The sequence below is a fragment of the Pseudomonas akapageensis genome, from assembly GCF_011355085.1.
In the GTDB taxonomy this organism is placed as follows: Bacteria; Pseudomonadota; Gammaproteobacteria; order Pseudomonadales; family Pseudomonadaceae; genus Aquipseudomonas; species Aquipseudomonas akapageensis.
This window is the reverse complement of the sequence record NZ_VXCP01000041.1, coordinates 70,242-82,371: the sequence shown is the minus strand read 5'-3', so window position 1 is coordinate 82,371 and position 12,130 is coordinate 70,242. Positions and strand designations below refer to the sequence as shown.

General features: G+C 58.0%; 7 protein-coding genes. 4 read left to right on the top strand and 3 right to left on the bottom strand.

The features are described 5' to 3' along the window. Position 1 precedes the first annotated feature (1 nt). A complete protein-coding gene (locus tag F2S13_RS23845; RefSeq protein WP_166365485.1) occupies positions 2-667 on the top strand; it encodes an alginate O-acetyltransferase AlgF in 666 nt (221 codons plus the stop codon). A 33-nt stretch (positions 668-700) separates the two neighbouring features. Next, on the top strand, positions 701-2,152 hold the full coding sequence (locus F2S13_RS23840; protein WP_166365483.1) for a mannose-1-phosphate guanylyltransferase/mannose-6-phosphate isomerase: 1,452 nt from the start codon (positions 701-703) through the stop codon (positions 2,150-2,152). Positions 2,153-2,239: 87 nt separating this feature from the next. Here F2S13_RS23840 and F2S13_RS23835 read toward each other — a convergent pair whose 3' ends face one another. Continuing rightward, positions 2,240-5,527 (bottom strand): dermonecrotic toxin domain-containing protein, encoded by a 3,288-nt coding sequence (locus F2S13_RS23835; RefSeq protein ID WP_166365481.1) that lies wholly within the window; start codon positions 5,525-5,527, stop codon positions 2,240-2,242. 276 nt (positions 5,528-5,803) lie between these two features. Here F2S13_RS23835 and F2S13_RS23830 point away from each other — a divergent pair, with 276 nt between their 5' ends. Beyond that, the gene (locus tag F2S13_RS23830) at positions 5,804-6,283 is read left to right on the top strand and encodes a multidrug transporter (RefSeq protein ID WP_166365479.1); all 480 of its coding nucleotides are present in this window, start codon (positions 5,804-5,806) and stop codon (positions 6,281-6,283) included. Between the two features lie 46 nt (positions 6,284-6,329). Next, positions 6,330-7,154, top strand: coding sequence for an SDR family oxidoreductase (locus F2S13_RS23825; RefSeq protein WP_166365477.1), 825 nt, complete (start codon positions 6,330-6,332; stop codon positions 7,152-7,154). Positions 7,155-7,172: 18 nt separating this feature from the next. Here the strand turns inward: F2S13_RS23825 and F2S13_RS23820 are convergent, their stop codons facing one another. Both F2S13_RS23820 and F2S13_RS23815 read right to left on the bottom strand, forming a co-directional pair. After that, positions 7,173-11,531 (bottom strand): NEL-type E3 ubiquitin ligase domain-containing protein, encoded by a 4,359-nt coding sequence (locus F2S13_RS23820; protein ID WP_166365475.1) that lies wholly within the window; start codon positions 11,529-11,531, stop codon positions 7,173-7,175. Positions 11,532-11,622: 91 nt separating this feature from the next. Continuing rightward, positions 11,623-11,877, bottom strand: coding sequence for a hypothetical protein (locus tag F2S13_RS23815; protein ID WP_166365473.1), 255 nt, complete (start codon positions 11,875-11,877; stop codon positions 11,623-11,625). Between the last annotated feature and the right edge of the window lie 253 nt (positions 11,878-12,130).

The following is a 12,130-nucleotide window of genomic DNA, read 5'->3' as shown; positions in this document are numbered from 1 at the left end:
CATGACCTTGCACACCCGTCTTACCGCGAAAAACCGTATTGCCAAAGCCTGCGCCCTGGCCGCCGGCCTCAGTCTGCTCTCGCTGCAAGCCTGGGCCGGTGCCGATGCCGCGCTCTACGGCCCGACCGCACCGAAGGGTTCGACCTTCGTGCGCATCTACAACGCCGGCAACCAAGCCGTGAGCGCCAGTGTCGGCACCGCCACCCTCAACGACGTAGCACCGCAGGCCAGCAGCGACTTCAGCTTCATGCCCCAGGGCGACTACAGCGCCAAGGTCGGCAGCCAGACCTTGCCGGTGAAGCTGGCTTCCGACCACTACTACACCCTGGTCAACAATGCCGGTGGTCAACCACAACTGGTCGAAGAGCCGCCGTTCAAGAACAAGCAGAAATCCCTGGTGCGCGTGCAGAACCTCAGCGACAAGGCGCTGACGCTCAAGACCGCCGACGGCAAGACCGACGTGGTCAAGGACGTGGCTGCCAAGGGCCGTGGCGAGCGTGAAATCAACCCGGTGAAAGTCAGCCTGGCGCTGTATGCCGGCGACACCAAGGTCAGCGACCTCAAGCCGGTTGCCCTCGAGCGCGGCGAAGCGGCGGTGCTCTATGTGACAGGCACCGGCAGCAGCCTGTCCCCGGTCTGGGTCAAGCGCCCAGTGTCCACCCGCTAACTCACCCTATTCGAATTTTTCAGGAGAAACCCCATGATCCCAGTCATTCTTTCCGGTGGTAGCGGCTCCCGTCTCTGGCCCCTGTCGCGCAAGCAATTTCCCAAACAGTTCCTGGCCCTGACCGGCGAGCACACGCTGTTCCAGCAGACCCTCGCGCGCCTGGTATTCGAAGGCATGGACGCGCCCATCGTGGTCTGCAACAAGGACCACCGCTTCATCGTCAACGAGCAACTGGCCAATCTGAAGCTGGAAACCCAGGGCATCCTGATGGAACCCTTCGGCCGCAACACCGCGCCCGCCGTGGCCATCACCGCGATGAAACTGCTCAACGAAGGACGTGACGAGTTGATGCTGGTGCTGCCAGCCGACCATGTGATCGACGACCAGAAAGCCCTGCAACGCGCCCTCGCTCTGGCCACTGTAGCGGCCGAGCGCGGTGAGATGGTGCTGTTCGGCGTGCCAGCGACGAAGCCGGAGACCGGTTACGGCTACATCAAGTCGAGCAACGATGCCCTGCTGCCCGAGGGTGTCAGCCGGGTGGCCCAGTTCGTCGAGAAGCCGGATGTGAAACGCGCCACCGAATTCGTCCAGACCGGTGGCTACTTCTGGAACAGCGGCATGTTCCTGTTCCGCGCCAGCCGTTTCCTCGAAGAGCTGAAAAAGCACGACGCGGACATCTATGACACCTGCATGCTGACCCTGGAACGCAGCAAGCATGACGATGACAACATCGAGATCGACGAAGCCAGTTTCGCCTGCTGCCCGGACAACTCCATCGACTACGCCGTGATGGAAAAGACCCAGCGCGCCTGCGTGGTGCCGCTGAGCGCCGGCTGGAGCGATGTGGGCTGCTGGTCGTCGCTGTGGGATGTCAACGAAAAGGACCACAACGGCAACGTGACCAAGGGCGACGTGGTGGTGCAGGACAGCCGCAATTGCATGATTCACGGCAATGGCAAGCTGGTGTCAGTGATCGGCCTCGACAATATCGTGGTCGTGGAAACCAAGGACGCCATGATGATTGCCCACAAGGACAAGGTTCAGGGCGTCAAACAGCTGGTCAACACCTTGAACGCGCAAGGCCGCAGCGAAACCCAGAACCACTGCGAAGTCTATCGCCCGTGGGGCTCCTACGATTCGGTAGACATGGGCGGACGCTTCCAGGTCAAGCACATCTCGGTCAAGCCGGGTGCCTGCCTGTCCTTGCAGATGCACCACCACCGCGCCGAACACTGGATCGTCGTCTCGGGCACCGCTGAAGTCACCTGTGACGAAAACGTGTTCCTGCTGACCGAGAACCAGTCGACCTACATCCCGATCGCCTCGGTGCACCGCCTGCGCAACCCGGGCAAGATCCCGCTGGAAATCATCGAGGTGCAGTCGGGCAGCTACCTGGGTGAAGACGATATCGAGCGGTTCGAGGATATTTATGGGCGGTCTACGCCGGTGGCGCGAGGGGTGTCGATCAAGACTATTGCGCAGTAATACCTGCCATTACGACTTGCGCTCGGCCAACCCGCTGCGTCCCCATCCGCAGCGGGTTGGCCCGCACAACATCATGTGCGTGCGAAATCAATCTGTCAGCACCGTATAGCCAGTGCGCTGAAATTGTTTGATCACGATTTTCTGGTACTTTCTCGAAAGCACATAATCGCGTTGCTCCACACCAGGATTACCCAAGTGATACTTCGATATCAATGAAGCATGCTCCGGGTTCAGCGTCCGCGAACTCCACCGTAAGCGCACTGCACCATCGGCTCGTTTGACACCTGCAAATCCCACGTAATCCTTCTCACTAGCACCTAGTATCTTCACCATCATCGAATGCCCGGTGAAATCCAGAATGTTTCCATCAGGCTTACGACCAACCGTGTGCAATGCCTCGAGTGGCAGTCTGAGCTCCGGACTCCGGGGACCAACCCTATAAGTAGTGCCCACTGGCAAGCCCCTTTCAACATCGGATCCGGGAAAACCCAGCTGAGAGGATATTGCCAGATCGATCCGAAAATACTTGACCGACATCACACCTACAAATTGCCGGGAAACTTCCATGACCTGCAGATTGTTCCAAGCCTCTTCACTGAGCACTCTTGCCCCACCCTTCAATCCCACATCCGAGTGAATCACCCATTCGCCCAAAGGGTTCCTGATCACCGGATGCCGGTAGTACGCGTCCGGTCTACGTGCATCAATGACTCTCCACGTCTGGCCATCATGAGTGGCTTGATAAAGTCGCTCGGCGCGGTCGCGGAAAAAGTACTCCTGAAAACCACCCTGTTCAGGGGGACGTACCAGAATTCCTTCCTCGTAAATACCGTCTGAGCGCAATTTCAGCCCTTCGATGTTTTTTTTCAGGGCAAACTTGGGATCAATCGCTTTCGTGGGCAGAAGTGCCCCCCTTCGAATGGATCTGGTAAAGCCTGAGGCTACGGCAAGATCCGACGAGGCATCGCTCAGGTGCGTTATCGCCTCAAGAAAATGCGTGATAGCTTCATCGCGCTCTTCACGCGCAACCGCTTGCAAACCGTCCCAGAGTGACCACAGGCTTCTACCCAGTGCCAAGGGCAGCAACGCTTTGGTTGGAAGTATCATGCTGATGATATCCACTAGCGTCAGCGTCGCATCCCAAACCAATTGACGATTACTTTCAACAGTAGAGGTAGATTGGGCATCTGCATTGGCAAGCGTTTGCCTGACTTGCGCCTTGTATAACTCGTCAAAGAGATTGCCAGAAATGATCGAAAGGTTGACCTCACTGCCGCGCAGGCCACGTTCCAGTAAGCGTTGAACATTAGAATGCTCGGCCAAAGCCACCCGAGCAATGATGTATTGACGCAATGCCGGATCAGTTGCGAGGTGCCTGTACATCTCACCGCGGTTCGCATACTCACGAAATGGCCGCCCCTCAGGTAACTCTGGCATATACAGGACAACCGCCCCAACGATGCTCGGCGATGCCGGGGCGATAACCAACACATCGCGCACCGTCGCCCCCTGAATCAATAGTTGTTGCGCCTCGATGCTTTGCCCCTCCACTAGGGAAGAGTGCGTGCTGTCGAGAGCCCGCGCGAGTATGTTCTGTACCCAACAGATTCCCCGGCTCAAGCCATCATTGAGAAAATAGCCCGCCAATTCGGAGCTGATCAGATCGACCTGCATCTGCGCTGACAGTACGCCAGCAAAACGATCCTTACGCTGTTGGGCTTGAGAAGAGGTCAGCAAGACCCCCTTCAAGAAGCCCAGGTAAGTCTCCCCAAAATCCAGGTCGCGAATCATTTGCTTCACATAGGAGGGCGATAGTTGCGCTATGCGTACGTTATTTTCGTCAGCAATCCGTGCGGTCTGCACAAAATCAAGATCGATCGCGCTGACATTTTCCAAGGCCAGCTCGGTCAATGACCTGACATGGTCGATGTACTCCGGACTGCTGTCCTCACTTGACGACAAGTAAGAAAATTCGCCGGGCGATGGCTCAAAAGAGTTATTGTATTGGGCGCTCGATGTAGTAACAAAAATCTTGTCGGGTTCCTTCAATAAATTCAGGTCCGCCTGCAAGCGTTGCTCAATCCTTTGCTTTGCATAGGTGAGCATGAACGCCCTATTACTGTATTGCGCAACGGAAGGTAAACCGGGTGCAGCTGAAAGGGCCAATTCCCTATGCAAGTGATTAACCGCAGTTAACCAGCGCACTTGATTTTCTTCACTTGCATCCGTCAGCCATGCAGGCAAGTGCTTGCCTGCTAGCCGGATGTAGCGAACAGCCAGGTTTCCGCTACACGTCAGGACGCGGTGCATATCAATTGCTTCGTCCAAGGTGGCCTCAAACTGTGCGAGATCCGCACCCAGCCCTTGTGATTTGGCTGTACGCCAGGCAAACCTCAAATCGTCCTGCTGCTTTAATCGTTGTGTTTCAAGGCGATCTTCGAACACATTGCGATGAATTTGGGTAAAGTGCAGAGCATCGGCAGCGCCTGCCTGAAACCTGTCCTTGTTTGCGACGAAATCAAACAACGTTTCACTGAACTCATCATCGTCAAGGCGTTCGGCAAGCTCACGGTGCAAACTATCAAGTGAATCAAACTCGTGCAGCCCCCTGCCCGGTAAATAAAGTACCACCGCTCCTGCGTCTGCCTCATGGCTGACAATCATTGGCGTTGACTTGGGAGTAACAATGAAAACGCCTTCGGCATCCAGAAAGCCTGTAGCGTCTTTCTGCGTGAGAACAAATACACCTGCCAGTGGAATGGTCTTGTTCAAGGCGCTCACATACAGGGAAATGGCATAGACGCCGGGTCTGTCGGCCGCCATCAATACCTCTCTGGCCTCGGCCGTCGGATTGGCGATGACCCGTTTGATCAATTCATGGCATGGACCACTCAATGTATCGTCTTGAAAACGCAACCCGGCTTCGGCAGCCAATTGCGCTGAACGGATGGAAGCCAACCCGGCGCCCTGCCAGAACACTTGCAACTGGCGTTTGAATGCCCGTTCCCCCCCTGATATGAAGTCGTCTATGAATTTTTCCAGGGCAACCAGGTCCATACCAGGAATTTTATAGTTGACGTCCAATGTATCAGACCGAACATAAATCCCCCCCACCCCCAGGTCGTACGTTGGGATATGTGCATCGGACAAACACTTCTTAAACAACTCAAGGAATGACTGGGACTTTAGTGCACGACCTTCGACGCCCTGTTGAATAGTTATATAAATATTCTCCAGCAAAGTCTCGGCTGCGAGAAGGGGAAATCTTTCTCTCAGTTCCCTCTGTAAAACAATCATGTACCCAGGTTGCTTTTCCAATACCCTGGCGACTGCTGCATCCAGTCGCGACAACACAGACTTTTGATCACTTTCCATAACGCAACACACTCCATTTCTTACTGGTTCTGATTCACCTCTTTTGGCTATAGAGTTATATCGATAAGTAGGCGCCAGGTCTGCCGGAACCCTGTCCTCCAGAACAGCGTGGACAAAGATTACTCAAGTAGGAGAATGCGGTTGATTTTGTACGCTCAGTTTTTTCGCCAATACCAACTAGCCAACAATCAGATTACATGCTAACTCAGTAAGGATGCGCCTTCTGATATCAGTTCGGTTAGGATGGCACTACACCACCACACAAGGTTCCCCTGCATGTTCATCGGCGTCCTGCTCATCCTGACCTGGTTCGTCCTGCTGCTGCGCTACCCGGCCAAGGCCTTTCCGGTCTCGCTGGCAGCCTTGTTCGGCCTGGGTCTGGTCGCGCTCTGGGTCGTCTGGCTGGACAATCGCGAAGCCAGTCAACTGGCACGCCTGGACCTGCGCCTGAGCTACGCACCGAGCAGCAGCAACCCGCAGCGCTGTCCGGAAGACCGCCCCTTGCTGGTGCAATTGAACAATGGCAACAAGGTTCCGCTGCTTGAGTTGAAATGGCGCGTGGCCGCCTATGCGCCGGGCGATACGGTGAACCTTGCGGATAACCTCTACGCTGCGCCCCACTATCGTGGCCCCGGCGAACTGCAGGCCGGCGCCAGTTGGGAAGACTGCCTGCCGCTGCCTCCCCTGCGCCCCGGCTACCGCCCGCAAACCCTGGAGTTTCGCGCCGAGCGTTTGCAAGGTACTTTCTCTGATTGATCAGCTGTCACTGATCTCCCCTTCTCTGACGCAAAAGGACAGCGCCATGCCCATCGCCCTCATCACCGGTTGCTCCAGCGGCATCGGCCGCGCTTTGGCCGACGCGTTCAAAGGCGCGGGATATGAAGTCTGGGCCACTGCGCGCAAACCCGAAGATGTCGCCCAACTGGAGGCTGCCGGTTTCATTGCGCGGCAACTGGATGTCAATGATGCCGGGGCGCTGGAGCAGCTGAGTGATGCGATCAACCGGCGCAGCGGCGGTCTCGATGTGTTGATCAACAATGCCGGTTACGGTGCCATGGGGCCGTTGCTCGATGGCGGCGTCGAGGCGATGCGCCGGCAGTTCGAAACCAATGTGTTCGCGGTAGTCGGGGTAACCCGGGCATTGTTCCCGGTCCTGCGTCGCAGCCGTGGGCTGGTAGTCAATGTCGGCAGCGTTTCCGGTGTGTTGGTCACGCCATTCGCCGGGGCTTACTGCGCGTCCAAAGCTGCCGTGCATGCCTTGAGCGACGTTCTACGCCTGGAACTTGCACCCTTCGGTGTCCGTGTGATGGAAGTGCAGCCCGGCGCCATCGCTTCGAGCTTCGCCAGCAATGCCGGCCGCGAGGCCGAGCAGGTCATCGCGCAGGAGTCGCCCTGGTGGCCACTGCGCGAAAGCATCCGCGCGCGGGCCAAGGCGTCCCAGGATCGCCCTACCCCGGCGACGGATTTCGCTCGTGAGATGCTCAAGGCCGTGCGCCAAACGAACCCACCCAGGCTGGTACGCATTGGCAACGGCAGCCGCGCCCTGCCGTTGATGGAGCGGCTGCTGCCCAAGGCCCTGCTGGAAAAAGCTCTGAAGAAGCGCTTCGGGCTGAATGGTGCGCTGTAACCGACGCTGACTTTGCAATCAATCGTCCAGAGGGGCGCGAAGACGCTCCAGCTCCTGCCGACTCAACCTTAAAAGTAGCGTCTGTTCGGCCAGTTTCTGCCTTTCCTTCAGTGCCTTGGCCTCAGTGATGTATTGCCCTTCGTCAAGGGATTCCAGTCGTTGCTCCAGGGTCTCCAACTCTCGGTAAAAGGCGCTCAGCAAGGTATTGAACTGATCGGCGTAACGATTCCTGAGGTAATCCCCCCAGAAATCTCGCGACGCCAGAAAACGCGGCCAGGCATCGGTCTGCTCGGCACGCCGCACCTCTTTTTCGGCATGACGCAACTGGGCCACCGAGACTTCAGCAACGTCACCGTAGGCCATGGTTTGCGGCTGTGCCGGCAACTCCAGACGCGCAGCCAAGCGAGTGCGATACGCGAGGTTGACTTCGACGGGATCGACCAGAGCCTGAGCGCGTGCAGCGATATCGGCTTGAGCAATGATTTCCAGCTGATCAAGCCTGAAAAGCCCACGCGCCAACTCCACGAGTGCTGGCCCGGCGTCGGCGTCCACCGCCAGATCTTCTGCGCGAAGCACCAGGACCTTGACTTCCAGCGCGCTGAAATTGCTGATCACGCTGTCGGAACAGGACCGTACATTTCCAGCCAGCGCAAACAGGTCGGTGCGCCATTCCGATTTTTCGCTGGCTGCCTCCAGAACAGCATTGACCCGCACCGTCAGCCCCGCCCGTGCCACGCGTGCTTCGCTGGTCCTGGTCAGTCGCTCGAGCAGTCGGAAAAACTCCAGTGAGCCTTCCTCACGCTGCAAGTTACGCCATCGCACCAACTGTTCTCTGGTGCGCGTATCGAGCGGCAACCAGAACTTTTCCCCATGATCGACGAGTTCAACAGCCGGCCCCTCAAGCATGGCCGGGAGACTGAGGTATGCCCAGATCCGCTCGCGTGTGCGCCGGGGCAAAGGATTACCGTCCAGTACAATCCTTTGTAAAAAGGCAGGAGGCTCGGAGAAGTACGCGTCGGGCAATCGCTCGATCAGATTGTCGCGCAGGTCCACTGTTTCCAGAAACGGATGACGCCACAACCCCTCAGGCGGCTCGGTGATAGCCGTGCCCCGCATCCCGAGCTGACGCAGGTGGGTCATTTGGCTCAGGTCCGGCAATCGCCCCAACGGATTGCCCCCAAGATCCAGATCATCGATATAACGCAGATTTTCCAGCGGCACTGCGGTGTTCGCCGTCAAGCGGATACGATTACCGCGCAAGCGCAAACCACGAAGTTGCGACAAGGAAGCGAGCGCTTCGGGCACAACCGTCAAGTTGTTGTTGGAAAGATCCAGCAAGCGCAACTGGTGGAAGCGTCCAAGAAAGCCCGGGCTCACCTCGGCCAGTTCCATATTGCGCAGACTCAGCTCGTTCACATCCTCGAATTCGATCGAAGCGCCCAGTTCCGGCAAGCGCCCGATGCGCATGCCATCGAGTACCAGGCTGGAACCCAGCCGTCGCCCGAGGGGGGAATAAATGGCGCTGGTTTGCCTGCGCCATGCCTGACGCAGCATTCGCGAGACCTGCAGCCGGCTTTCCCTCTGGCGTATCGATACCGAGGCGCTTTGCCACCGGCTTAACACTTCATCAAGACGTATCAATTCCTCGCGCTTGCGCAGCAACACCGTGCGCACATCCGCTAGCGAGAGCCTATAGGTTTCCAGGAACTCTCTGACATCGGCATCGGAGTAGTTGGGGTAGAGCTCTCGAACCAGCCCTCCAGTCGACTCGACATTCCAGCTGGCCTGCCCACGACCGCTCAGTGGATAACCGATCGAGCCATTGCCCTGACGCCTGGGCAGGACAACCCTGGGGCGCTCATGTATTCCGAGGATGCGTGCCGCCTCGCCACGCTGGGAGCAAGCCAGTTCGGCCAAGGCATTGCGAGTGGCCAGGCCCTCGGGCCAATCCGGATGTTGCGCCTGGAAATGCCGCAACAACAGGTCGGTATCGGGGTTGACGACCGAGGCCAGATAAAAGCCTTCATTGGCCCGATTCAAGCGCACCTGTTGCAACTGCACACGCGCCTGCTCGGCCAACCGCAAGGGCACGCGAAGCTCGTCGGCCAGACGCAAGCGCTCCGCGTCGCTGGCCTCGGCCACCAGCGAGCGGACCACTGTCGAGGACAGACCTGGAAAATCGCGACTCAGCACAGACTCCACCGGTCCCAGTGCAAGCTCCGAAGCCGCTCGGCAGCGTGTGAAGAAATCGCCCCGGTTTTCCCGAACCCAGCGACCTATGCGTTGACGTGATTCAGCGTCTGCCACAAGAGGCGCCTGCTCTTCGTCGAGCAAGGCCGATTGGTCATCTGCAGCCAACCCGTCACGTAACGTCTGCAGCAGGGACTCATCGAGCGCAGCGGCATCTTGATCGAGGTTGTGGATAAACTGACCGATACGACGATCCAGGCGAAACCGCTCATAACAGTCACGAAGCGCCCCGCTCGGCTGGCGATTCTCCAGATGAAGTCGCTGCAAGTCTGTGACATCCGTGCCTGTTATCGCCAGAATCCTGTTGATCTCCACGTCGGAAAAATCACCGAACTCATGCCCGAACCGGCGAAACGCGTAGCTTGCCTGCTGCCACTGCAAAGGGTTTTCGATGCTGGCCCGCCAGGCGCCATGCCCATCATGCTCCAGGTTCGGTGAATAGGCATCGGAGCGCGTGGGATGGCGCAGGCGCCATCGACCATGCTCCCCCTCTCGCTCAACGGCATAGTGCTTGCCATCGATGCGAATGAACTGGCGATCCCCCAGCGTATGGATACCTTGGGGTGAAGGCGCACTGGCTTCGGGCAGTTCGATATCCCATTGATAAGGCCGCAGATCCGGGTTCCACAATCGGACCTGCCCGTCAGCCAGTTTGACCGGCATCAATTGCTTGAAGAACGCCGAACGCTTGACCAGGCTTGCCGCGGCGCCCACGGCCGCCGCGCCAACCGCCAGCCCTGCCAGGTTCTCCAGTACATCGGTCAGACACTCGAACGCTTCATGGCGCTGCCCTTGCGCCCAGTCTTCGAGGCCGTGGAACGCCTCACCCATCAATTCGGCGGCGGCCACGCCAAGCACTACCTCCCCGAGCCCCGGCACCACCAAGGCAGCAAGCCCCAGTACATCCAGACCAATCTCCAGCGCCTGGCGCAATATCGCCTGGCGCTCGCGCTGGTCGATGTCGTCGGTGGGTACGGCGAGGAAGCGCGCATCATCCTTGATCTTCATCAAGCGCTGTTCGCAGAGCGCGTCGAACGGCTGGCCACTGAGCAGTGGCCAATCCAGTGACAGGCGGGCATCGCTCTTGAGGGTTTCAAGTTCCCCCAAAAACTTCGGCAGGTTTCTGCGAAGAATGAATCGGGCGAAAAACCGGCGGTAGTCCGCCGAAGTCAGTTTGCCTTTCAAGGCCTGTTCAAAGGCTGCCCAGGAGTCATATTGCATAAGCGAACCCTGTGGGTCGCCGGGGATATACACCACCAGTTTGAGCACGGGATTGGAGATGCCGGCAAAGGGTCCCAATGGCAGGAAACGCGCCTGAAAAGCGATGACACCCGTCAAGGGCACGCCAAACAGATGCACCCGATGACAGGTCACCGGCATGTTGTCGTATTTGACCTCCGCCTTCAGTGCGATCAGCTCCTGTAATACCCGATGCCACTGCGCGTCGATACGCTGTTTGATCCGGGCCAGATGAACCTCGGCCAGTAAGTCGAAACGATGGCTGTTCTTGAAAAGCGCATCCACTTTGGCCTTGGCTTCATCCGCTGTCAGCTCGCCCGTCGCCGGCGGAGAAAAGATGCCGTTCAGATGGGATTGATATTGCCCGCCCAGATCGAGGTCGCGGCAAACCGAGGCGAATCGGTGTGCCGGGACCTCATCGATGCGTCGCCCGTCGCGCGCCACCATGGCCAGCTTCGATGCCGTTGCTGCCGATGCCTCGGACCTGTCAAAGTTATGCAAGGCTGCCTGCAATAGAGGCTGCCGGGTATAACGCACCGTCCAGAAAGGGCTGCCGACGGGAATCGTTTCGGAAAACTTCGGTACTTCACGTCCACGAACAAAAACATCCCTACGCCTATCCAGCGCATTGCCGAATGCCTGCTGCAATGCGGCATCCAGGCGCGGGCCGGCAAAGCTTTCCAGCGGCTGAAGTGGCCTCAACAACTCAACCACGCGGGCCTGATAGCGCTGACTCAAACGCAGGCTTTTGCTCAACACCTTGAGTATTTGATCATCAGCGCGCGTCAACCAGGCTGGCATTTGCTGCCGGATAAACTGTTCGTTGTACAGGTCAGCCTCGGCCTGCTCCCCGGCCTGAGGCGTCCCGTGCTCGCTTGTGGTTTCCATAGTGCTCGTCCTTGGGTTATTGATGAACCCCGAGACTACAAAGCCCATTCCCCGAACACGGTGTAACCTTATATGGCAGTTGATTCAGAGGTTACTGTAGCTCCACCAACCGCCGCTCTATGACTTCAAGCGCGTTACAGCCATCCTCCAGCAGGATCGAGAACGTTTCAGAGATAGCGTGAACGTCCCCATCCTCAGTAGAGGCCGGTGTCATACCGCTAAGGGATCGCGCCAGATTTCTAGCCAAGCGGATGCGGCGATCGGCATACGCGTAGATATCGGCAAGGGGCGCATGCGGATTGAGGCAGAGAACGGGATTTGAAGAGGCACTGAATTCGATAGTCATGTGGCATATCTCACCAAGGTAATTGAATGCAGCCACAGTTCGTCGCCAAACGAGAGGGTGGCAGCTGTACGCAGGTTGGCGAACCGGTCAATTACCAAACCGGCAGACCCTGAGGTCTCCCGCGCACAGCTGCCATAACGCCCCGCTGCGAGCACAAAAGCAGGCAACGGAGAAATGGCGCTAACGCGCGGTAATTGTTACGGGTCGCCAAACCCTGTCACCGCAAAGCGATGACGGGCCGAACTATATGCCC